At 63.5% G+C, this 23,409-nt stretch carries 17 protein-coding genes and 1 tRNA gene; 12 read left to right on the top strand and 6 right to left on the bottom strand.

What is annotated here, in order from left to right; genetic code table 11:
- The first annotated feature begins 183 nt into the window (after window positions 1-183).
- The gene (gene folE2, locus ACEN9T_RS13780) at window positions 184-990 is read left to right on the top strand and encodes a GTP cyclohydrolase FolE2 (RefSeq protein WP_024975157.1); all 807 of its coding nucleotides are present in this window, start codon (window positions 184-186) and stop codon (window positions 988-990) included.
- Between the two features lie 46 nt (window positions 991-1,036).
- Here the strand turns inward: folE2 and tsaD are convergent, their stop codons facing one another.
- Window positions 1,037-2,080 carry a tRNA (adenosine(37)-N6)-threonylcarbamoyltransferase complex transferase subunit TsaD gene (gene tsaD / locus ACEN9T_RS13785; RefSeq protein WP_413707994.1) on the bottom strand — a complete coding sequence of 348 codons (1,044 nt, stop codon included), beginning with the start codon at window positions 2,078-2,080 and terminating at the stop codon, window positions 1,037-1,039.
- A 95-nt stretch (window positions 2,081-2,175) separates the two neighbouring features.
- Here tsaD and ACEN9T_RS13790 point away from each other — a divergent pair, with 95 nt between their 5' ends.
- The 3 genes from ACEN9T_RS13790 (at window position 2,176) to dnaG (ending at window position 5,833) form a co-directional block, all read left to right on the top strand.
- Window positions 2,176-3,399 (top strand): NAD(P)/FAD-dependent oxidoreductase, encoded by a 1,224-nt coding sequence (locus ACEN9T_RS13790; RefSeq protein WP_413707995.1) that lies wholly within the window; start codon window positions 2,176-2,178, stop codon window positions 3,397-3,399.
- A gap of 132 nt (window positions 3,400-3,531) precedes the next feature.
- Complete coding sequence (locus tag ACEN9T_RS13795) at window positions 3,532-3,981, top strand: GatB/YqeY domain-containing protein (protein WP_024542213.1); 450 nt, start codon at window positions 3,532-3,534, stop codon at window positions 3,979-3,981.
- A 40-nt stretch (window positions 3,982-4,021) separates the two neighbouring features.
- The gene (gene dnaG / locus ACEN9T_RS13800) at window positions 4,022-5,833 is read left to right on the top strand and encodes a DNA primase (protein ID WP_092969271.1); all 1,812 of its coding nucleotides are present in this window, start codon (window positions 4,022-4,024) and stop codon (window positions 5,831-5,833) included.
- A gap of 108 nt (window positions 5,834-5,941) precedes the next feature.
- Here dnaG and ACEN9T_RS13805 read toward each other — a convergent pair whose 3' ends face one another.
- Window positions 5,942-6,322 carry a hypothetical protein gene (locus ACEN9T_RS13805; RefSeq protein ID WP_252691012.1) on the bottom strand — a complete coding sequence of 127 codons (381 nt, stop codon included), beginning with the start codon at window positions 6,320-6,322 and terminating at the stop codon, window positions 5,942-5,944.
- Here ACEN9T_RS13805 and rpoD point away from each other — a divergent pair.
- From rpoD to ACEN9T_RS13840, 7 genes are all read left to right on the top strand, one after another.
- Window positions 6,315-8,639: an RNA polymerase sigma factor RpoD gene (gene rpoD, locus ACEN9T_RS13810; protein ID WP_254775589.1), complete on the top strand. Its 2,325-nt coding sequence runs from the start codon at window positions 6,315-6,317 to the stop codon at window positions 8,637-8,639. The genes ACEN9T_RS13805 and rpoD overlap by 8 nt on opposite strands.
- A 108-nt stretch (window positions 8,640-8,747) precedes the next feature.
- A tRNA-Ile gene (locus ACEN9T_RS13815) sits at window positions 8,748-8,835 on the top strand.
- Window positions 8,836-9,571: 736 nt separating this feature from the next.
- Window positions 9,572-11,167 carry a DUF2957 domain-containing protein gene (locus ACEN9T_RS13820; RefSeq protein ID WP_413707996.1) on the top strand — a complete coding sequence of 532 codons (1,596 nt, stop codon included), beginning with the start codon at window positions 9,572-9,574 and terminating at the stop codon, window positions 11,165-11,167.
- Window positions 11,168-11,257: 90 nt separating this feature from the next.
- A complete protein-coding gene (locus ACEN9T_RS13825; RefSeq protein ID WP_092970666.1) occupies window positions 11,258-12,517 on the top strand; it encodes a DUF2957 domain-containing protein in 1,260 nt (419 codons plus the stop codon).
- Between the two features lie 74 nt (window positions 12,518-12,591).
- Window positions 12,592-13,416, top strand: coding sequence for an OmpW/AlkL family protein (locus ACEN9T_RS13830; protein ID WP_004631054.1), 825 nt, complete (start codon window positions 12,592-12,594; stop codon window positions 13,414-13,416).
- Between the two features lie 112 nt (window positions 13,417-13,528).
- Window positions 13,529-14,020: a hypothetical protein gene (locus ACEN9T_RS13835; RefSeq protein ID WP_092969277.1), complete on the top strand. Its 492-nt coding sequence runs from the start codon at window positions 13,529-13,531 to the stop codon at window positions 14,018-14,020.
- Window positions 14,021-14,231: 211 nt separating this feature from the next.
- A complete protein-coding gene (locus tag ACEN9T_RS13840; protein WP_413707997.1) occupies window positions 14,232-15,227 on the top strand; it encodes an MBL fold metallo-hydrolase in 996 nt (331 codons plus the stop codon).
- Between the two features lie 15 nt (window positions 15,228-15,242).
- On the opposite strand, the gene ACEN9T_RS13845 is transcribed toward ACEN9T_RS13840, so the two are convergent.
- The 3 genes from ACEN9T_RS13845 to ACEN9T_RS13855 are packed head-to-tail and all read right to left on the bottom strand — an operon-like array spanning window position 15,243 to window position 21,575.
- Window positions 15,243-16,520 (bottom strand): branched-chain amino acid ABC transporter substrate-binding protein, encoded by a 1,278-nt coding sequence (locus tag ACEN9T_RS13845; RefSeq protein WP_413707998.1) that lies wholly within the window; start codon window positions 16,518-16,520, stop codon window positions 15,243-15,245.
- A gap of 25 nt (window positions 16,521-16,545) precedes the next feature.
- Window positions 16,546-19,857: a carboxyl transferase domain-containing protein gene (locus ACEN9T_RS13850; protein WP_413707999.1), complete on the bottom strand. Its 3,312-nt coding sequence runs from the start codon at window positions 19,855-19,857 to the stop codon at window positions 16,546-16,548.
- Between the two features lie 14 nt (window positions 19,858-19,871).
- Window positions 19,872-21,575: an AMP-binding protein gene (locus tag ACEN9T_RS13855; protein ID WP_413708000.1), complete on the bottom strand. Its 1,704-nt coding sequence runs from the start codon at window positions 21,573-21,575 to the stop codon at window positions 19,872-19,874.
- A gap of 200 nt (window positions 21,576-21,775) precedes the next feature.
- Between ACEN9T_RS13855 and ACEN9T_RS13860 the strand changes: the two genes are divergently transcribed.
- The gene (locus tag ACEN9T_RS13860) at window positions 21,776-22,486 is read left to right on the top strand and encodes a TetR family transcriptional regulator (protein ID WP_413708001.1); all 711 of its coding nucleotides are present in this window, start codon (window positions 21,776-21,778) and stop codon (window positions 22,484-22,486) included.
- On the opposite strand, the gene ACEN9T_RS13865 is transcribed toward ACEN9T_RS13860, so the two are convergent.
- On the bottom strand, window positions 22,470-23,285 hold the full coding sequence (locus ACEN9T_RS13865; RefSeq protein WP_045206072.1) for an MBL fold metallo-hydrolase: 816 nt from the start codon (window positions 23,283-23,285) through the stop codon (window positions 22,470-22,472). The two genes, ACEN9T_RS13860 and ACEN9T_RS13865, sit on opposite strands and share 17 nt — an antisense overlap.
- Window positions 23,286-23,409: the final 124 nt, after the last annotated feature.

Here is a 23,409-nt window from a genome sequence, read left to right on the forward strand (position 1 = left end):
GACTGCAGAGGTAGGAAATTTCTTTTACACTCCGCCAGTCTTATTTGTGAATTGTGTGCGCAGTCGCGGGATGGGCCGATTCGATCACTTGAGGGGTGGTCACCGTCAGCCAGGTTCCGCGGTTTCACACTCGTTGCGTACCGGCCGACTGCGATGGCCGGGCGACCGTAAAGGAAACCGATCATGAACGATATGAACCCGGCTTTCGCGATGCCGGACGTGCAGTCCAGCCACGATACCCGTCAGATTCCTATTCAGCGCGTTGGCGTGCGCGGCGTGCGTTACCCGATGTCGCTGCAGACCCCCTCGGGCGTGCAGAACACCGTTGGCACGTACAACCTCGATGTGCATCTTCCGGCCGACCAGAAGGGCACGCACATGTCGCGCTTCGTCGCGCTGCTCGAAGAGGAGCGCGAGCCGTTGAATCTGGCGCAGTTCCAGTTGCTGCTGGAAAAGATGCTGGAGAAGCTCGAAGCCGACGCCGGCCGTATCGAAGTCCACTTCCCGTATTTCGTCAGCAAGACCGCTCCGGTGTCGGGCGTGCAATCGCTGATGGACTATGAGGTGACGATGATCGGCGAAGTGCGCGATGGCCACACCAAGGTCCGCGTCAAGGCGCTGGTGCCCGTGACGAGCCTGTGCCCGTGCTCGAAGAAGATCTCGCAGTACGGCGCGCACAATCAGCGCTCGCACATCACGATCGATGCCGAGCTGGCAGCCGATACGCCGGTTGAATCGCTGATCCGCATGGCCGAAGAAGAGGCCTCGTGCGAACTGTGGGGCCTGCTCAAGCGCCCGGACGAGAAGTTCGTGACCGAGCGTGCGTACGAAAACCCGAAGTTCGTGGAAGACCTGGTGCGCGATATCGCCATGCGCCTGAACCAGGACGACCGCATCGTCGCCTACACGCTGGAAGCGGAAAACTTCGAGTCGATTCACAACCACAGCGCCTATGCTCTGATCGAGCGCGACAAGCGCACCGATAAGTAATCGACGCGCCGCCCCAAGAAAAAGCCGCCCGGTTGAGCGGCTTTTTTCATGCCTGGTGGATGCGGATGTCTTCGAGGTCCCAGCGGGGCGTGACACCGTAGCCGTAGCCGTCCTGCACTTGGGCGGGGTCAGCCTGCAGCCGCATCGCGCCGGCAAAGGCGATCATCGCGCCGTTGTCGGTGCAGAACTGCAGGTCGGGGTAATAAACGCGCAGGCCACGTTTTTTGCCCTCGGTGTTCAGCCCTTCGCGCAATTGGCGATTGGCGCCCACGCCACCGGCCACGACGATGCGCTTGAGGCCATGCTCGCGTGCGGCGCGCAGCGTTTTCTTGACGAGCACTTCGACGATGGCGTCGACAAACGCACGGGCAAGATCCGCGCGTGGCTGGTAACAGGTTTCGCTATCGGTAAGGTTGAGCTTGCGCACCTGGGTCAGCACCGCGGTCTTGAGGCCGGCGAATGAGAAATCGAAATTGCCGGAATGCAGCATCGGGCGGGGCAGATCGAACACGCCCGGGTTACCGAACTCGGCCAGCCGCGAAACGGCAGGGCCGCCCGGGTAGCCGAGGCCGAGCAGCTTGGCGGTCTTGTCGAAGGCTTCGCCGGCGGCATCGTCGAGTGTCTCGCCGAGCAGCGTGTACTGGCCGACGGCATCGACGCGCATCAACTGCGTATGCCCGCCCGAGACGAGCAGCGCCAGGAACGGAAACTCGGGCCGCTCTGCCTCCAGCAGGGGCGAAAGCAGATGCCCCTCCAGGTGATGCACGCCTACCAGCGGTTTGCCGAGCGCAAACGCCAGCGCATTCGCCACGGAAGCGCCCACCAGCAGCGCGCCGGCAAGTCCTGGCCCTTTTGTATAGGCAACGGCGTCGATGGCCGCGCGTGTGGCGCCGGCCTTGCCGAGCACCTCTTCCAGCAGCGGAATCACGCGACGGATGTGATCGCGCGAGGCCAGCTCGGGCACCACACCGCCGTATTCGCGGTGCATGGCGATCTGCGAATACAGCGCATGGGCGCGCAGGCCAACTGCCGTGTCGTATAGGGCGACGCCGGTTTCGTCACAGGAGGATTCGATGCCGAGGACCAGCATGGCAAGCGGGAGTGAGGAATTGCAATGGAAAGGCCGCCGAAGATAGCACAAGTTAAAATGCGCGGTTTCTTCAAGAATAGGGCGGCGCAGCCATCATGATGCGGTGCGATGTAGCGGTGATCGGCGCAGGCGCGGCCGGCATGATGTGCGCGGCTGTGGCCGGGCAGCGCGGCGCCCGCGTTGTGCTGATCGATCACGCGACGAAGCTGGCGGAGAAGATTCGGATCTCCGGCGGTGGGCGCTGCAACTTCACCAACGTCAACGCAGGGCCAGCCAACTACCTGTCGAACAACCCGCATTTCAGCCGCTCGGCGCTGGCGCGGTACACGGCCCAGGATTTCATCAGCCTCGTTTCCAGCTACCGCATTCCGTATCACGAGAAGCACAAGGGCCAGCTTTTCTGCGACGACAGCGCCGAAGACATCATCCGCATGCTCGAAACGGAATGCGAGCGCGGCAACGTGATCTGGCGAACCGGCTGCTCGATCGCTGAAGTTGGCAAGGACGGCGAGGCCTATCGCCTGTCGACCAGCGCGGGCGAAATCGCGGCCAATAAGGTGGTGATCGCCACGGGTGGCCTGTCCATCCCCAAGATCGGCGCGACGGATTTCGGGTATCGCATTGCGCGGCAGTTCGGGTTGAAGATCGTTGAGACACATCCGGCACTGGTGCCGCTCACCTTCCATGCCGAGCATTGGGCGCCGTTCTCGGCGCTGTCCGGCGTGTCGATGGAAGTGGACGTGACCGTTGCGCAGCCCTCGGGCAAAGGTGGTCGCAAGGGGAGCGCGACGACGTTCCGCGAAGACTTGCTGCTGACCCATCGCGGGTTGTCCGGCCCAGCCGTGCTGCAGATCTCTAGCTTCTGGAATGCAGGTCAGCCGCTTGTCATCGATCTGCTGCCGGACGCTGACGCCGCGCAGTGGCTGTGCGATGAGAAGTCGGGATCACGCAAACAGCTCGGGACGGTGCTGGCGCAGCGCTTGCCGGAACGCGTCGCGCAGGCGTGGTGCGCCACGCACGATGCCAACCCGCAGGCGCCGATTGCCGAGTTGCCGGACAAGGTGCTGCGCGTGCTGGGCGGCGCGCTCAACCGCTGGGAGCTGACGCCTTCCGGCAGTGAGGGCTATCGCAAGGCTGAAGTGACGCGCGGCGGGGTCGACACGCGCGCGCTGTCATCGGCCACCATGGAGGCGCAATCTGCGCCGGGCCTGTACTTCATCGGCGAGGTGGTAGACGTGACGGGCTGGCTTGGCGGCTACAACTTCCAGTGGGCGTGGGTGTCTGCCGTGGCGGCAGGCGAGGCTGCCTCCGCCCGCTGATCCCCCACGGATCGGTCCTGGAACTGTTTGGGTTCTGTGCTACGATCAGTGATCCATTTTTCAAAGTTTGCAACCCGCTGGGCCCACCGTCCAAGCGGGTTTTGCCGTTTATCGGAGTTCGGAATGTCGCAGTTGTCCCTCAAGGCACAGATCACGGAAGACATGAAGGCCGCCATGCGTGCCAAGGAAACAGATCGTCTGGGCACGATCCGCCTGTTGCAGGCTGCCATCAAGCAGCGCGAGGTGGATGAGCGCATTGAACTGGATGACGCCGCCGTGCTGGCCGTGATCGACAAGATGCTCAAGCAGCGCAAGGATTCCATCACCGCATTCGAGCAAGCGGGCCGTGACGATCTCGTCGCCAAGGAAGCGGCAGAGGTGGCCGTGCTACAGGTCTATATGCCCGCACAACTGTCGGAAGCCGAAGTCGACGCCGCGGTGCGTGACGCCGTGGCCAAGGCGGGTGCCGCTGGCCCGCAAGACATGGGCAAGGTGATGGGCATCCTCAAGCCGGCCCTGGCCGGCCGCGCCGACATGACGCAAGTCTCGGCACGCGTAAAGGCCGCTCTGGCAGGCGCCTGAATCCCCTCCACAGTCGCAGCATCCAAGGGGCGCACCCCGCGTGATCCCGCAGCCGTTCATTGACGACCTGCTCAACCGCGTCGATATCGTCGACGTGGTGGGCCGCTACGTGCAGTTGAAGAAGGGCGGCGCCAACTTCATGGGGCTGTGCCCCTTCCATAACGAGAAGTCGCCGTCGTTCTCGGTGTCGCCCACCAAGCAGTTCTATCACTGCTTCGGCTGCGGCGCGCACGGCTCGGCCATCGGCTTCCTGATGGAGTTTTCCGGGCAGTCGTACGTCGAGGCCATCAAGGACCTCGCGCAGTCCGTCGGCATGGTTGTGCCCGAAGAACGCGGTGGATTGCCGCCTGCCGCGCGTGCCGAACAGCAAGCCAAGACGGTCGCACTCGGCGACGTCATGGCGCGCGCCTGCGATCACTACCGCAAGCAATTGCGCGGCGCCCCCAACGCCATCCAATACCTCAAAGGCCGCGGCCTGACCGGCGAGATTGCCGCGCACTTTGGCCTCGGCTATGCGCCGGACGACTGGCAATCGCTCGAAGCCGTGTTCGGTCCGTATCGCGAAGACGCCACCGCTGCACCGCTCATTGAGGCCGGGCTCGTCATCGAAAGCGAAAAGACCAGCGCCGATGGCTCGCACCGCCGGTACGACCGCTTTCGCGATCGCATCATGTTCCCCATCCGCAATACCAAGGGTGTGGTGATCGGCTTCGGTGGCCGGGTGCTGGGGCAGGGCGAACCGAAATATCTCAACTCTCCCGAAACGCCGCTGTTCAGCAAGGGAACCGAGCTGTACGGCCTGTTCGAGGCGCGCAACGCCATCCGCGAGTTCGACTATGTGCTGGTCGTGGAAGGCTACATGGACGTGGTCGCGCTGGCGCAGCTCGGGTTTGCCAATGCAGTGGCGACGCTGGGCACGGCTTGTACGCCGATCCACGTGCAGAAGCTGTTGCGGCAGGTCGATACCGTCATCTTCTCGTTTGACGGGGACAGCGCGGGGCGCCGGGCTGCACGCCGTGCGCTCGAAGCCTGCCTGCCGCACGCCACCGACAACAAGACGATCAAGTTCCTCTTTTTGCCCTCCGAGCACGATCCGGACAGTTTCGTGCGCGAAGAGGGCACCGAAGCCTTTGCCCGTGAAGTGCACAACGCCATGCCGCTGTCGCGCTTCCTGCTGCAGGCCGTGACCGAAGACCTCGACCTGCGTCAACCCGAGGGTCGTGCTCGCGCCCAATACGAAGCCAAGCCGCTGCTGAGCGCCATGCCCGCCGGCGGCCTGCGCCTGCAGATCGTGCGTGGCCTGGCCGACATGACCGGCACCACGCCCGCCGACATCGAGGCGCTATGTGGCCTTCGCAGCGACCCGGCCCAAGCAGGCCGCATGACGCAGAAGCGACCCCGCGTGGCGCGCACTGCACCCACTGCGCTGGAGCAGAAGGTGCTGCGCCTCCTGATGCGCTATCCCGCACTGGCCGCACGGCTCGACGCTGATGCCCGCACCCAGTTGACTGCGCCTCAATTGCCCCAAGGTGAGGTATTGGCGGGGCTGCTGGCAGAATGCGACGCCGTGGGTCCGGAAGTGCACTTCGGAGCCTTTGTCGAGCGTCTGGGACAGACGCCCTATGCCGAAGCTTTTGCCGGGCTGCGCACCGCCGTGCTCCAGGATGATATCGAGCTGGAGCCAGCCATTTCCGAATTCGATACCGCCGTACAAAAGATGCTGGCCGAGCCACTTAAGCGCGAGCTGGAGATGTTGCAGCGGAAGATGGAAGCCGGCCATGCCGGCGATGACGACAAGGAGCGCATGCGCTGGCTGGTGGGCGAAATCAGCCGCCGTCGGCAGCTCGTGTAGCGCATAAGCCGCAGCGCCAAGCTCCAAGCGGGGCGGGCAATTGCGGGTAGCCCCTTGATTTTTCAGGCGAAAACCCGATTTTCGTTTAGACCGGCTTGGTCTGGCGTGCTAGAATAGCCGGTTTGGATTGCAAGTCCTTTTTCCCATTTTTGGGGGAGTGAGCGTGCCCATGGTGAAGGTGAAGACCTCCGCGAAGGCCGGTTCCAAGGCCAGTCCTGCTTCTGTTTCTGCCAAGCGATCCTCATCGGCGCGCGGCTCCGGAGGAGGAAAGACACCAGCGGGAACGGCGAAAGTCGCGAATGGTCGGACCCATATAGGGCAGGCAGGATCGACAGGGGTGAAGGCCACTGCGCCGGCAAAGACGGGGAAAACCCAGCCGCGCCAGACCGCCGATATCGCCGTCGCTGCCAAGACTGTCAAACCGACAGCGCGCACAAAGGGCGCGATCCAATCTTCAACCTCAGGCAAGGTCTCGACGTCGATGAGCACGAGCGCCAGACCTGGCGGCACAGCCGCTTCCGTCGCACTCAAGGGCAAGACAACCACCGTGGCGAAATCGAAAGTTACCGAAGTCGAGAGCAAGCAGACCACTGCCAGCGCAAGCGCAACCAAGACGGGTACCGCTCGTACCAGCACCGCAGCCAAGCCAGCTAAGGCAACTGCGGAAGACACCAAGCGCACCGCCCAGGCAGAGGCCACCCCTACAACTCCTCCTGCGCCCCGCGCCGAGGCAGCAGCCGAGCCCAAGAAGCGCGGCCGCAAGCCCAAGGCAGAGACGCAGGCAGACGACGACAGCAGCACGGACGTGACTGAAGAATTTGACACCCCCGCCGCTCCGGCACCGAAAACCGAAAAGCTGAAGGCCCGTGACCGCAAGGCCAAGGAAAAAGCCCTGCTCAAGGAATTCGCTGCCTCGCAGCAAGGCGGTTCGGAAGAAGAGCTCGAGGCCCGCCGCCAGAAGCTCAAGGCGCTGATCAAGCTGGGCAAATCGCGCGGCTACCTGACCTATGCTGAAATCAACGACCACCTTCCCGACGACATGGTCGACGTGGAGTCGCTGGAAACGTTGGTTGCCACGCTCAACGACATCGGCGTTGCCGTGTACGAGCAGGCGCCGGACGCTGAAACGCTGCTCCTGAACGACAACGCACCTTCCGTGACCACGGAAGAAGAGGCTGAAGAAGAAGCTGAAGCCGCGCTGTCGACGGTTGATTCCGAATTCGGCCGCACCACCGACCCGGTCCGCATGTACATGCGCGAAATGGGCACGGTCGAGCTGCTGACGCGCGAAGGCGAAATCGTGATCGCCAAGCGCATCGAAGCCGGCCTGAAGGACATGGTCATGGCGATCTCGGCGTGCCCGGTCACCATTTCCGAAATCCTCGCCATGGGCGAGCGCGTGGCCAACGACGAAGCCAAGATCGACGAGTACATCGATGGCTTGATCGACCCGAACGCTGAAGCCGATGCAGCCGCTGCTGCTGAGGAAGAAGAGGAATTCGAGGAAGAGGAAGCCGCAGAAGAGGGCGACGAAGAGGAGGACGAGGACGATGAAGGCGCCGGCGCTGCCGCAGCCTCGGCCCGTCAACTCGAAGAGCTCAAGCAGGCCGCGTTGATCAAGTTTGGTGTGATCGGCGAGCAGTTCGACAAGATGCGTCGTGCTTTCGAGAAGGAAGGCTACAAATCCAAGCCTTACGTGAAGGCGCAGGAAGCCATCCAGGCCGAGCTGATGACGATCCGCTTTACCGCACGCAACGTCGAGCGCCTGTGCGACACGCTGCGCGGCCAGGTGGACGAAGTGCGCAAACTCGAGCGCGCCATCCTGAACATCGTGGTCGACAAGTGCGGTATGCCGCGCGGCGACTTCGTTGCGCGCTTCCCGGGCAACGAGACGAACCTGAAGTGGATCGAGACCGTGGTGGCTGACGGCAAGCCGTACAGCACCATCGTCGAGCGTAACGTGCCGGCCGTGCACGAACTGCAGCAAAAGCTGATCGACCTGCAGGCGCGCGTGGTGCTGCCGCTGACCGAGCTGAAGGACGTCAACCGCAAGATGTCGGAAGGCGAGCGCCGCGCCCGTGAGGCCAAGCGTGAAATGACCGAGGCCAACCTGCGTCTGGTGATCTCGATCGCCAAGAAGTACACGAACCGCGGTCTGCAGTTCCTCGACCTGATCCAGGAAGGCAACATCGGCCTGATGAAGGCGGTGGACAAGTTCGAATACCGTCGCGGCTACAAGTTCTCGACGTACGCCACGTGGTGGATCCGTCAGGCCATCACGCGTTCGATCGCCGACCAGGCGCGCACCATCCGTATTCCGGTGCACATGATCGAGACGATCAACAAGATGAACCGCATCTCGCGTCAGATCCTGCAGGAAACCGGCAACGAGCCGGATCCGGCAACGCTGGCCGAGAAGATGGAGATGCCGGAAGACAAGATCCGCAAGATCATGAAGATCGCGAAGGAGCCGATCTCCATGGAAACGCCGATCGGTGACGACGACGACTCCCATCTGGGCGATTTCATCGAGGACACGAACACGCTGGCTCCCGCCGAAGCGGCGCTGCATGGCTCCATGCGCGGCGTGGTGAAGGACGTGCTCGATTCGCTGACGCCGCGCGAAGCCAAGGTGCTGCGCATGCGCTTCGGTATCGAAATGAGCACCGACCACACGCTGGAAGAAGTCGGCAAGCAGTTCGACGTGACCCGCGAGCGTATCCGTCAGATCGAAGCGAAGGCACTGCGCAAGCTGCGCCATCCGAGCCGTTCCGACAAGCTGAAGAGCTTCCTGGAAGGCAGCTGATTCTGTAGCGAAGCAGGCGATTTTCCGAGTGGGCTTGCGCCCACTTTCAGGTAAAATCCCGCACCAGGCCCGGCCTAAGCGCCGGGTCTCTTTTTTTCCCGTTTCACGGGGCCGGACGCCGTGCTGGTTGCAGGCAGCGGACTCATAATCCGCCTCCGAAAGGACACCGTGGGTTCGAATCCCACCCGGCCCACCATCTTTCTTCTCCCGCTTTTTCCCTTCTCCGCGTTTGCGTGCCGTTTTTATCCGGCGGCTTTCTCTCGCCTTTGCGCGCGCTATCGTCGCGGGATCGTATTTTGCTACCCAGATGGGTGTTGGCGAAATATATTCATTTCGAAATAATTGAATAACGCCGTATTGCGCCGTCATTCCCCCCAAATGGAGGGGGGAGTTTAAAACGCTTCAAACGAAACCGTTTCATTCCCTCGTTTGAAAAACCGTCAAACCGCGCCGCGCCTACTTGCGCGGGGGATTGCAGCCGCTGTTTTGAATGAAATCTCTATTTACTTCATACTCTGAGCGGACCATAGTTTCGGCCATAACGATAAGTAAATAGCCAGTGGCGTATCCTTCGGAGACACAGGATGTTACGCATTCAAAACGGGCCATTCCAGCATTCCGCTTCTGCGCGTGCCCCCGCGCGTCATCGCCATCGTCGTCACTGCAGCAGCGGTGGCGCGGCTCGTCCACGCTAGCAGCGTTAGCTCGATTTCTTGGGATCGGCACCCAGCCGATCTGCGTGATACCCGGCAAACCAGCGGGTAACGCAACCAAAGCTCGTCCGTCGTTTTTGTAGTTTGCGGGTCGATCTGCCGACGGGGCAGGTCGTGCGCTGTCGGCTGCCATTTGCCGGCAGGCGGGGGTATTGACCGGCCGTTGCACACATTCGCCGGCCCAAAACACAACAAGTTCCAAAACGTGAGGAGACAACCATGGGTAGTCGACGTCATCTTTTTGTTGTCATGGCAACCAGTTGCATTGTGGCCATGCCGTTCATTGGCGGGTGCGGTGGGGCGGACGACCCCGGCTCGTCGGATGTTGCGCAGTGTTCGGGCAGTTCCTGCCCTCCTAGCGGAGCGGTCACCACACCCAGCACGCCGACTAGCCTGTGCCCGGCGGCGCTGGATTACACGACCACGTACACCGGTGGCTCTGGCAGCGGCGAGTACATCAAAGTCAAGTTCGATACGAGCAAGAACACGTACCAGATGCAGTTTCTGGAATCGTCGGTGCCGACTTCGGCGGGGCAGATCAATACGACCCGCAAGGGGTTGACCATCGACGGCACGTTCGTTCATCCGACCAACTTGCCGACCCCCGAGCAGAACCGCTGCGCTTTCGTGCTGCAGTCCGGCAAGACGGCGGACAGTAGCTACGCCATCACCGTCAATCCGCAAGACCCGCCGATGTTGTTTGTCGGCCAGGGTATCGTGGGGGGCGGCATTCCGGGAGCGACGATCCAATTTGCTGGCATCCAGCCGATTCCCGGCGTCGTGATTGGCGCAGTGCCTTCGCGAACGTTCGATTTCTATCCGTTCCTGGGCTTCTCCGAGACCGTGACGGACTTCTCGCAGGTCGCGGGACGCTACAACCAGGTGGGTGTGCACGTCACGCCCACGGGCTCGGGCAGCCAGACCTCCGCACCGCAAGGCTGGCAGCCCGACGCTGTCAACTGGACGCAAACGTTGAATGCCGACGGCACGTGTACCGCGGAAGGCATCGACTATTCGTGCCACACGACGGGTACGCCCTGGACGCTGCGTCAGAACGCCGATGGCTCGCAAGACAATGTGTTCGTCAGCAACCCAACCAGCAGCAGCGTGCCGTATCCGTATGTGGGCCAGGTCTCGCCGCTGGTGCTGCTGGCGCCAAGCCAGGCCAAGGGCATTCTCATCGCAGGCAAGCTGAACGGGCAGGTGGTGCCGGTGGTGATCCGTGTCGGCTACTCGCATAGCGATGCGACGAACCTGTTGGCTTCGGTGGCGGATGACCAGATCGGTATCTCGATCCTCTCGCCCGCAACCGCGATCCCGGCCAATGCACTCAAGGGTGGCTATGTCGGGGCGACCAGCGGCTCGGCATGCGGCGTGGTCACCAACAACGGCCCGAGCGGTGCGCCTGCCAGCGGCAACGGCTTGAACGCGACGATCGATCACCCGGAACTGTCGGGCTCCTTTAGCGGCGGTTTCTTCCACGCCAATGCCGGCAACTGCAGCGATGGCACGGCCGTATCGACGCTGGCCGCCAACTACACCTCCACGCTGTTCCAGAACGGCACCGCGGCCTTCATCAACCCGCTCACTTCGCGTGTGACAGCGCAGTTCGGCCTGGACTACACGCAAACCTCGCCAGGCAAGCTGATCGTGACCGCGCAGAACGACTTCAACGCGCAAGGCGCCAGCGGCAACGTCGCGTTGTTCAAGGCGGGCGACACCGGCGTGGCCGTCAAGGTGGGCAACGTGTACGCAATGCTCATGAACAACAACAAGTACAACCCGTTCTTCACGGTCGGTGCATTCGTCCAGTGAAGCGCGCAGCAACGAAACCACATGCGGCGGCGTGCGTGACGTGTGCGCGCTGCGCTGCCGCGGCTGAACAACAACATGGAGGAGACGCAAATGCAATGGCGTAAATGGTTGGTCGTGCTCGCGTGCGCGCCGATGGTGACAGCTTGCGGAGGTGGCGGAGATGATTCTCCGGCTCCGGTGATCCAGCGCCTGTGTCCGCAGGCCATCGACTACAACACCGTATTCACCGGCGGGTCGGGCTCGGGCGAACTCGTGAAGGTGCAGCTCGACACGACGAAGATGACGTACCAGATCACGTATCTGGCCTCGCCGATTCCGGTCAAGACGGGCACCGTCGCGCCCACGCGCGATACGGCCCCCAACAACGTGCAGACCGGCACGCTCACGCAGGAAACGGCGCTGCCGACCGAGAAGCTGAACCAGTGCGCATTCCGCCTGAATAACGCAAGCCTCGATCCGAGCCGTCCGGCGCGGTTCTTCCTTGGGCAGGGCGTGCTGGGCGGCACGATTCCGGGCGCGACGATCCAGTTCGACGGCATCGTTGGCGTGGGCAAGATTCCGCAGACCACGTTCCCGTATTACCCGTTCATCAGCTTCTCGAACACCGAGACCGATCTGAACAAGATCGCGGGCAACTACAACCAGCTGGGTTACCACCAGGTGCCGTCGCAGAACTTCTCGCAGCAGGCGGTCGACGCGCGTTTCACCATCAACGCGGACGGCACCTACACCGAGTGCGACAACTTGGGCGTGAAGAACGGCGGGGCCTGCCTGACATCAAGCGCGACGGTCAACCAGAAGCTGACGCTGCGCGGCGATGCACCGGCCTTCACCACGCTGAACTATCAGCCGCAAGTGCCGGCCACGGTGTCGTCGCTGGATCCGGCCAAGGCGGGCAAGGGCGTGATGATTGTGGGCAAGCTGTATGGCCAGCTCGTGCCGATCTTCATTCGCGTGGGTGCGGCCAACTCCGATCTGACAGCGGGCCCGCCTGTGGCAGATGACGAGTCCGGCATTTCGATGATGGCGCCGGTCGGCAACATCGCGCAGGGCTCGCAAGACGGCGAATACACGGGTGTAGACAGCACGTTCAACTACCGTGCCACGGCGCTGGTGGGTGCGCAGGCCACGATGCTCGATCCGTTCAATGCGTCGCAGGCAGCGCTGGCGCGACCGTTGAACCTCGACTTCACACAAGCCGTCCCGGGCGTGATCCGCACCACGCAGACCAGCGCACCTGCCGGCTCGGCCCCGACGGGCAAGCTGATCTTCACCGGCAAGACCTTCGGCTTCCTGGATATGAGCGATACGAAGAACCCGTACTTCACGGTGGGCGCCTTCGTGCAGTGACGTTTCCGGAATAACACGCCACGGGGCGCGGCACAGACAACCGCGCTCCGCTCAGAACAACAGGAGGAAGCATCATGAAGAAACTGACTGTCGCATTGATGGCGGCCTGCGCTTCCGCAGGCGCCATGGCGCAGCAGGCCGGTGACAACGTGGCGACGGTGGGCTGGTTCCACATCATGCCGCAGGACTCGAGCAATAACCTGACCACCAGCGTGATCAATGCGCCGATCAATGATCCGCTGCGCTTGCCGGGTAGCTTCACCTCGCCCAACAGCGGGCTGCGCGTGAGCAACGCCAACACGCTGGGCCTGACGCTCACGCATTTCTTTACCGACAACATCGCGCTGACCACGATTGCCGGCGTGCCGCCCGAATTCAAGCTGACCGGGCATGGCGTGATCCGCGCGCCCGGGCCTGCAGGCGCACTGGGCCACGTCGATCTGGACGATCCATCCAATCAGCCGGCCGTGCGCAAGGCGCGCCAGTGGAGTCCCGGGGTCATCCTGCAGTGGTACTTCGGGCACGCGCAGTCGACGTTCCGTCCGTTCGTGGGTGTGGGCGTGGTCTACAGCTTCTTCACCAACATCGAGCTGAATCCGTACTTTGCGGCGGCGGTGAATCGCGAACTGGGCAGCGTGTTGGCAGCGGGTGCGGGCAAGCCCGGGCCGACGTATGTCGAAGGGAAATCGTCCTCCTCGTGGGCGCCGATCTTCAACCTCGGGGCGAGCTACGCGATCAACAAGCAATGGGCCTTGACGGCGACGGTGTCGTACCTGCCGCTCAAGACCGAAGCGGCAACTGTCATCAAGGCGTCGGACGGCACCACGCTTGCCACCACCAAGACCACGCTGAAGGCCAATCCGATCATCACGTTCGTTGGGGTGTCGTACAAGTTTTAGCCGGGTGTCGGCTGTCTGCGCCTGGCTAATTGGCGCGGCGTGAATCGAGCGGGAACCGGTTTGCGCCGCATTCTTAAGGCGGTTTCTACCGTCAGTTCTAGTGAGGCAATAAATGAGCACACGTAAAGTCGTATCTCTTGCAGTTGCACTCGCACTTGCCACCGTAGCAGCCACACCCGCACTTGCCGTCACCGTATCGCGTGTCGATGGTCAACCGATGAACCCGAATGGCGAGCCATTCTCGGTCACCGGCCAGACCACGCTGTCCAAAGGCTCCATCAGCGCCAATTGCACAGCGACCTTCACCGGTACGATCACGCCTTCGGGCATCGTCAACATCACGTCCACATCGTTTACCGGCGGTGGGACGTGCGGCCTCATCTCGGGAACGACCCCGTGGACCGGCCAGGCCGACAGCACCACCCAGCTGTCGATCAACAACGCAGGGGTCAGCGTGTTCCTGCTGGGCAGCTGTGGCCCCAGCAAGGTCGTGACCGCCTGGAATGACCCGAACTCGTCGCTCACGTTCACCAACGCGCTGCTCACGCCGGACTGCACGGTGAGCGGCACGGTGGTATCGACGCCGAAGTTCCACGTGCAATAAGCACGTACCCGGTTGACGCGCGGTTGCGCAGCCGCCGTCGATTGGTCTGAAGCATGGGCCCGGCATGTCGGGCCTTGTTTCTTTTGGGGCGCGTATTTCTCTCTGGGCAATACCCCTGTCGCCAATGGCGGCAATGCAAAGTGCTGCGGCGGTGGCATGATCCGGCTTTTGCCGCTGCACCGGGGCAGCGGTCTTTTCCGGGAGCCAAGACATGCGTTTGCTTACTTCAGTCGCCGTGGCCGCCGCGATGGTGGCGTCCATCGGATCCACCTATGCCCAGACGCCGGCATCTGCCGCCACCGCACCAACGCAACAACGCACCCAAGTGCCAGGCTATTACCGCATGGCGCTCGGCGACGATGTGGTGACCGCGCTCTACGACGGCTACACCGATCTGCCTGCCAAGACCCTGCTTGGCATGAACGCGCAATCGGTGCAGAGCCTGCTGGCGCGGATGTTTGTATCGAACACGCCGGGCATGCAGACGGCGGTGAACGGTTTTCTCATCGACACGGGTGCCAAACGCATCCTCGTCGACACGGGTTCGGGCACGTGTTTCGGCCCGACGATGGGCGGCCTGGCCGGCAACGTTCGTGCGTCCGGCTACCAGCCCGAGCAGATCGACGCCGTACTGTTGACGCACCTGCATCCGGACCACGCTTGCGGCCTGTTGACGCCGCAAGGCCAGCCGGCCTTTCCGAATGCGCAGGTGTATGTGGCCGCGCCGGAAGCCGATTTCTGGTTGAGCGAAACGATCGCCGCTTCCAAGCCGAGCGACATGCAACCGTTCTTCAAGATGGCACGCGACTCGGTGGCCCCGTACGCGGCCGCAGGCAAGCTCAAGCAGTTCAAGCCGGGCGATGAGGTGGTGCCGGGCGTGCGGTCGGTCGTCGCCAACGGGCATACGCCGGGGCACAGCGGTTACCTGTTTGCATCAAAGGGACATAGCCTACTGGTGTGGGGCGATATCGTGCACAGCCACGCGGTGCAATTCCAGCATCCAGAGGTCGCATTCGAATACGACGTCGACAAGAAGGCGGCCGTTGCCTCGCGCCGCAAGCTGTTTGCGGAAGCCGCGCGGGACAAGCTCTGGGTGGCCGGCGCACATCTGCCGTTCCCGGGCCTGGGGCACGTGCGCCGGGACGGCAACGCCTTCGCATGGGTGCCGATCGAGTACGGCCCGCTGCGCACGGACCGCGCTGATTGATTTTGGATTGATCGGTTAAGCGCCCGCCGGCCGCTTCATCTTGCAGGTGGTCGGCAGGTCCAAGTCTTTGGCCGGGGTCGTGCTCTCGGTCTTGTGGCCCCATTGGGTGCCGTCGTAGCCGACCTTGACGGTCTTCCCGTCCACCGGGGCGATCGTTGATACCACCTGCGGGAGCAGCAACTGGTGATCGACCTTGCGCATCGTGACGTCACCCAGGAAGCTCTGCTTCTGCATGCTTTCCAGCGCCAGCGCAATCTTCAGCGGATCGGTGGAATTGGCTTTGCGGATGGCGTCCGTCACGAGTTCGACGGACAACACGGTGCGCGGGGCGAAGTGTTCGCTGGCGGGCGTCTGGCGCACGCGGGCATCCATCTGCATCAGTTGCGCGTTGCCGTTGCCGGGCGTCCATTCCGATACCCAGGTCACCTTGCCGATCTTGGCCTGCGACACGGCTAGCACGGTGCCGGGGGCGCCTGCGCCGCTGTGGTTCAGATAGCGCACGTCGTAGCTCATGTCACCCGCAGCCTTGATAAGCAGGTTCAGGTCTTGCCCCCAGTTGCCGGTGAGCAGCGTGTCAGCGCCCGTCGCCTTGGCCTTCGAGACGTAGGGCGCGAAGTCCTTCACCTTGCCGATCGGGTGCAGCGTCTCTCCGGTGAACTGCACATCGGGCCGCGCAGCCGAGATCATCTGCTTGCCCAAGGATGCCCACAGCCGCCCGTGCGCGTAGTCCTGGTTCAGCGAGTAGACCTTGCGGATATCGGGCTGCGTTTTCACAAAATTGGCCAGTGCGCGCATCTTCATCGCGGTGTTGGCTTCGGTGGCGAAGTGCCAGAAGCTGCAATGCGCGCCGGTCAGATCGGGATCGATCGACGCGTAGTTGATGATCAGCACGCGCTTGGTCGGATTGCGCTCGTTGTGCTTGGTGGCGGCATCCACCATGGCGGCCACCACGGATGAGCCCGAGCCGCCAGTGAAGACGATCTTCGCCCCGGCGTCGATGGCGCTTTGCAGGGCCGACAGACTGTCTTGTGCCGACAGCTTGTTGTCATAGGTCGTCAGCTCGTAGCGGGCGCCGTTCAGCACGCCCTGCGGTTGCCCGTTGGCGTCGTCGATGCCGAGTTTCAGATTTGCCAGAAACTGCTCGCCCACATTCGAGAGCGGCCCGCTCAGTTGATCGATGAACGCCACCTTGATCGGGGCTGGGTCGGCGGCGTAGGTCAGTGGTGCCCACAACAGCGCCCCGGCACAAGTCAATGCGGACAAGGGACGGGCAAAGCGGATCACTGCGGGCATGTCTCCTCCTTGTGTGTGTTCTCGTCTACCAAGTGTCGATGAAGCGGCGCGTGGCTGGGTCGCGCGCGTGCCGCGGCTGCGCAGGCGGCGTCGATTGCAGCCCGCGCAACAGCCAGCGACGCGTATCGGCCGGATCGATTACGGCGTCGATTTCGAGATAGCTTGCGATGTTGAGCGCACGGCCTTCCTCGTAGGCGGCATCGACCATCTTGCGGAACAGCGCCTCGCGCTCGGCTAGGTCTTCCACCGCTTCCAGCTCTTTGCGGTAACCCAGGCGGATGGCGCCTTCGATGCCCATGCCGCCAAATTCGCCGCTCGGCCACGACGCGGTGAAGAACGGCGCGTGGAAACCGCCTGCCGCCATGGCCATCGCCCCCAGGCCGTAGCCTTTGCGCAGCACGACGGTGAAGAAGGGCACGCGCAGGTTGCCCGCCGTCACGAACATGCGGCTGACGTGGCGCACTGTGGCGGTCTTCTCCGCGTCCGGCCCGACCATGAAACCCGGTGTGTCGCACAGCGAGACGATGGGCAGATCGAACGCGTTGCACAACTGCATGAAGCGTGACGCCTTGTCCGCCGCTGCAGAATCGATAGCGCCGCCCAGGTGGCGCGGGTTGTTGGCAATGCAACCGAAGGCGCGACCCTCGATACGGATCAGCGCGGTGATGATGCCCACGCCAAAGGCCTGCCGCAGCTCCAGTACGGAGCCTGTGTCGGCCAGCGCGTCGATCACGGCGTGCATGTCGTAGCTGCGCATGCGGTTTTCGGGAATCGCGTGGCGCAGGTGGCGCACGTCGCCGGCCTCCCAGTTGGCGAGCGGACCCTGGAAATAGCTCAGGTAACGGCGCGCGACATCCACGGCTTCGGTTTCGTTTTCGACCAGGACATCGATCACGCCATTGGGCGCCTGCACGCTCACGGGGCCGACCTCTTCGGGCGCGTAGATGCCAAGGCCGCCGCCTTCAATCATGGCCGGACCGCCCATGCCGATGGTGGCGTCACGCGTCGCGATGATCACGTCAGCGCAGCCCAGCAGCGCGGCATTGCCTGCAAAGCAGCGGCCCGACACGATGCCGACGGTTGGCACCAGCCCCGAGAGGCGCGCGAAATGAATGAAGGTCGGGCAGTCCAGGCCGCTGACGCCGCGCTTTTCAGTGTCGCCCGGCCGGCCGCCGCCGCCTTCGGCAAACAGCACAACGGGCAGCTTCCATTGCTGCGCCAGCTCCAGCGCGCGGTCGGTCTTCTTGTGGTTGAAGGTGCCTTGCGTGCCGGCCAGCACGGTGTAGTCGTACGCGAGCACCATGCAGCGCGCGTCCTGATCCGGGAAGTGCGTGCCGTTGACGGTGCCAATACCGGTGATGATGCCGTCAGCCGGTGTGGCGCGAATCAAGTCATCGAGCGCGCGCCGTTGACGTTGCGCGGCGATGGCGAGCGCGCCGTACTCGATGAATGAGCCGGCGTCGCACAAGTGATCGATGTTCTCGCGCGCGGTGCGCTGGCCGGTCTTGCGGCGGCGGGCAACGGCGTCCGGGCGGTTTGCATCGAGGCCGAATGCATGGCGGTCGATGACGGCCTGCAGGTCGGGGCGAATGTGGTCGAGGTCGATCTTGGCATTGGCCGCAGCGGTGTCATGCTGCGCATCACCGGGCTGCAGCACGGCCAGCGGTTGGCCTTCGCGCACCGTTGCGCCTGACCGAGCGCAGACTTGTAGCACGCGTCCGGCCGCGGGCGCGATGACGACGTGCTCCATCTTCATCGCTTCAATCACAGCGAGCACCTCGCCGCGCGCGACCGTGGCGCCGGCTTCTGCATGGATCTGGATGAGCGCGCCATCCATCGGCGCGGTGAGGACTTCAGCGTCGTCAGGAAGCTCATCGACAAATGAGGTCGCGGGTGTCAGATCGGTGGTGGCGACCGACGTGGCATGCAGGGCGGGATGGGTTTCGCCGTTGCCGGCGGCCAAGTCGGCGAGCTTCGCATCGAGAAACTGCGTGTGCACGGCATTGGCCTGCACGTCGGCATCTTGCAGCAGGTCTTGCAGCAGCTGCTTGTTGGTGGCCAGTCCTTCGATGCGGAACTCACACAGCGCGCGGTACGTCTGTGTCAGCGTCTGCGCATATGTGCCGTGCGGCGCGTGGACGATCAGTTTGGCCAGCAGCGAATCGAAGCGCGGGTTCGGACGGTAGCCCGCGTAGCCGCAGGTGTCGACGCGCACACCGGGGCCGTTGGGCGGCTCGAAGGCGGTGAGCATGCCGGTGGACGGGTGCGGTTGTCCGGATGCATCAATCGTCTCGGCATTGATCCGCACTTGCACAGCGTGGCCGCGAGGGGCGATCGGCCGGGCAAGCCCCAGGTCGGCGAGCGAAGCACCTTGCGCCAGGGCCAGTTGCGTCATCACCAGGTCGACGCCCGTCACCATCTCCGTGACGGTGTGTTCGACTTGCACGCGCGGGTTGGCTTCCATGAAGTAGAACGTGGCGTGCGGCGTGCCTGCCCCTTCCACGAGGAACTCGAATGTGCCAATGCCGGTGTAACCCGCCGCTTTGGCGAGCGTGACGGCAGCGTCAGCGATGCGCGTGCGCAGGGCGTCGTCCAACGCGGGGCTGGGCGCGATCTCGATCAGCTTCTGGTGACGGCGTTGCAGGCTGCATTCACGCTCGCCGAGATGCATGACGTGGCCATGTGCATCGGCAACGATCTGGATTTCGATATGGCGCGGTGCGGGCACGAGCGCTTCGACATAGACGTCGCCGACACCACCCGCGGCGGTGGCTTCAGAAACACAGCGCGCATACGCGTCGGCAATCGCTTGCGCATCGTGCACGGCGCGCATGCCGCGTCCGCCGCCGCCGGCCACGGCCTTGATCATCATGCCGTGCGAGGGCGGCAGCGCGGCGAAGAAGGCGCGCGCATCTTCAAGCGTGGTCGCGCCTTGCGTGCCGCTGACGATGGGAATGCCGGCCTCGTGCGCAAGTGCCCGCGCGCGTGCCTTGTCGCCGAAGAGATCGAGCACGCGCGGTGACGGTCCGATGAACTGCACGCCTGCCTGCGCGCACTGGCGTGCGAAGGCAGCGTTCTCGCTCAGGAAGCCATAGCCGGGATGCACCGCATCGGCGTCGACGGCGCGTGCGGCTGCGAGGATGGCCGCACCGTCGAGATATGCGCGCGGACCGGTGCCGGGCAAGGGCACAGCTTCATCGGCGCGCAGTGGATGCAGCGCGTCGCGATCGTCTTCGGAATAAACAGCGACGGACGGCAAGCCTATCGTGGCGGCTGCGCGGGCAATGCGAATGGCGATCTCGCCGCGATTGGCGATCAGCAGTTTGCGAAACGTCATGGAGCGGGCGTGGGTTAGAGCTGTTCAGCGAGTGGTGCGAGGTCCTGCTTGCGCACCTTGCCAGTGGCCGTGAGCGGCAATGCGTCGACGATGCGTACGACGGGCACCTTGTAGACGGCCATGTTCTCGCGGCACCAGTTGGTGAGCGCGGCGTCATCCAATGTGCCGACGGCCTCGGGCCGCAGCATCACGAAGGCAACGGGAAGCTGGCCGCGTTGTTCATCGGTGCGGCCTACCACGGCAGAACCGAGGATGGCTGGATGCTTGCCGAGCATGGCTTCGATCTCGGCCGGGAATACGCTCATGCCATTGACCTTGAGCATCTCCTTGCGGCGGCCGAGGTAGTGGACGTAGCCGTGTTCGTCGATGCAGCCGATGTCGCCGGTGTGGAACCAGCCGTTGCGCAGGGTTTGCGCGGTGGCGTCCGGCTTGTTCCAGTAGCCTTTGAGCAGCGTCGGCGTGCGCACGCAGAGTTCGCCTTCGGCGCCGATCGGCATCAGTTCGTGCGTGTCGAAATCGCAGATCTTGAAGTCGGTGCCCGGCACCGGCAACCCGACGAAAATCGGTTGCGATCGCAGGTCGAAATCGTCGTCCTGCATGCCGACCGTGAAGCTGTTGCAGGTCTGCGTTTCCGTCATGCCCCAGGCGCTCTCGGCCATCATCGAGCCGGTCAGTTCACGCCACGCTCGGCGGTATTCGGGGTTGAGCTTTTTCACGAACGACGACACGCCCGTATGCCGCAGCGAGCGTAAGTTGTAGGCATGCACACGCGGATGTGCCATCACCTCGGCCGCGCTGTCGACAAGCATCGAGCCGTTGGTCACGCGGTAGCGCTGCACGCCAGCCATGAATGCCTCCGCATCCCATCGAGCGAGCAACACCAGCGGCACGCCAAGGAAGGCAGGGAAGATCAGGCCGGTGTTCTCACCGGCAATCCAGAATTGCGGATAGAAGCTGAGCATGACGGTGTCGGCATCCGCGCGCAGCGACACGGCTGAGAACGCGGCAGCCATATCCACCATGTCGCCCTGCGTGTGGATGGAGCCCTTGGGCAGCCCCGTCGTGCCGCCGGTGTAGTTGAGCGCGGCAACCGCATCAAGCGAGCCGGGCGGCAGGGGGATCGGCGTGGTCTGTGCCAATGCGGGCAACAAGTCGATTGCATCGTCGCAGGCCAGCGGCGGCTCGGTCAGCATTGCCGGGAGCGGCAGCGTCGGCTGTGCGGGCAGCACGTCTGCGTAACGGGTGACGAAGATGTGCTCGATCGATGTTTCGGGCCGCACGTCGCGCACCAGCGGCATGAGGCGATCAAGCGTGACGATGGCGCGCGGTGTCGCGTCGCTCAGCGCATGCATCAATTCTGCCCGCTGTGATAGCGGGCTGATCGGCACATACACTGCGCCCAGCTTGAGAATGCCGAAAAACACCGCATTGAATTGCGGGCAGTTCGAAAGGAACACCGCAACGCGGTCGCCCGCGCCAATGCCGTGTTGCGCGAGCAGCGCGGCGAAGCGGTCGGAGAGATCGTCGAGCTGGGCGAACGTCGTGTCGTGCCCGTAAAAGTGGATGGCCGGTTTGTCTGGCGTGGTGCGCGCCCAGTGCCGCAGATAGTCGGTGAGGGCAACGCGCCCGATCGGGTAATGCGGCTCGCGGGGGGTATCGACCGGCCATGCGCGCGCCCAGAGCGCGCGAACGCGGCCGAGATACTCGGACTCGTCCATCGCCAAAGCTTGTCTCCGTTGGGTTGTGCAGTGCGTACGCACTGCGGCGCCGCACTATCTATACTGGAAAGTAATTTTTTATACCAATGGGTATGAATATAGAAAGCGTTCTTTGATGCGTCAAGCATTTGAGACAGTGATGTCGCCAAGATGCGCGTATGCGACGGCGCATACGCGGGCGACATGCGAAAATATGCGCCATGTCCACCGTCCGCAAACCTGCCGTTCCCGACGTGCAACCGCCTGCTGAAACCGAGGCGCCCGAAGCTCCCGGCGTCACACCGCCGGCCACGCGCCCGCACATCGCCGAGCGGCAGGAGGCCCGCCGCCGGCAGATTCTCGACACAGCCGCGCAGCTCTTCTTCACCAAGGGCTATGCCGGCATGACGATGAGCGACCTGTGCAACGCGCTCGGCGTGACCAAACCGGCGGTGTACTACTACTTCACCGACAAGTACGAGATCTTCGACATTCTGTGTCGCGAGGCCGCACAGGTGTGTCTGTCGGCCATCCGTGAGACCGCCGACCTGGCCCTACCCGTGCGGGAGCGTCTGCAGGCGTGTCTGCTGGAAATGGCGCGTCGTTGCATCGACTGCCATTACGCCGCGGCGCTGACGTATCGCGATCGGCAATACCTGCGCCCCGAAACGGTGGAATGGCTGCATGGCATGTCGCGGGCGTATTACCGTGATCTCTATGCGCTGCTCGACGAGGGCAAACGCGCCGGCGTGTTCGACTTTGGCGATGCGCGCGTCGCGGCGCACTCGATGGGCGGCGTGATGGGGTTTATGTATACGTGGCACGATCCGTCGCGCATCGACGCCGGCGTGCTGGCGCACGAGCTGTCGAGCGCCATGATGAAGATCATTCTGCCGGCCGCCCCGGCATCGGGCGCTACACGCGCGTCTTGAGCGTCGCGCCGGCCGGCGCCTTCGGCAACGCAGGAAGGCGGAAAACCTCGGGCGTCATCAGGTCGATGCCGCAGTCGAGCGTTTCCACCCAATCGATGAACCGGTTGACCATGGCTTTGCCATGGAAGGCTTGGCCATGCTGCGGCACGATCCATTCAATATCGAGCCCCCGCACCATCTGCGCCCACAGCCGGCATACCCGGTTGCCGCTCATGTAGCGACGGTGGAAGGGCGCCATGAGCGGCAGGTGCGCATCAAAATCTTCCACGGGCTTGGCGGCCACATTGGCATGCACCATCGACGCTCCCAGATCGCCCGAGAACAGGATGCGCGACACCGGATCGTAGAACTGGAAATTGCCTTCCGAATGCAGGAAATGCGCCGGCACCGCCAGCAGATGCGATTGCCCCAGCGGAATCGCCATGCCCGTATCCGGAATCGGCACGATGCGGCCTTCGGTTTTGCCGACGCTGCAGAAATGCGGCAGAAAGCGCTCCCACACGCGCGAGATCAAGATGTCGCAGCTCGAGCTCGTCAGCCACCTGCCCGCCGAGGCGACGATATCTGGGTCTGCATGCGAGGCCAGCACGTAGTCGAGCTGCTTGGGCGGAAAATACCGGTTCATCGCCAAAAACAGCGCGTTGTAGGTCATCTGACCGCCCGGATCAATCAGCGCGCCGTGGCCGTGGTCAACGATGAGGAACTGGTTGGTCTGCACCGGCAGGTCGTCGTGATCGTCGACCAGGTCGGAAAACATCAGGCAGACATGCTCGGGCGTTTCATAGAGCGTGGTGACCATGTGAGAGGGCAGGGCGCAGGTTGGAATGCCTGGATGGTGGCGCAGCGCGTGCCCGTCCCACTTGATCCGTGTCAAGGCCGTTGTAGTGCCGGCATTGAGCGGGGCGGCCCGAACATCCGTCCTA

The organism is Ralstonia sp. Ralssp110 (assembly GCF_047325135.1).
Lineage (GTDB): Bacteria > Pseudomonadota > Gammaproteobacteria > Burkholderiales > Burkholderiaceae > Ralstonia > Ralstonia mojiangensis.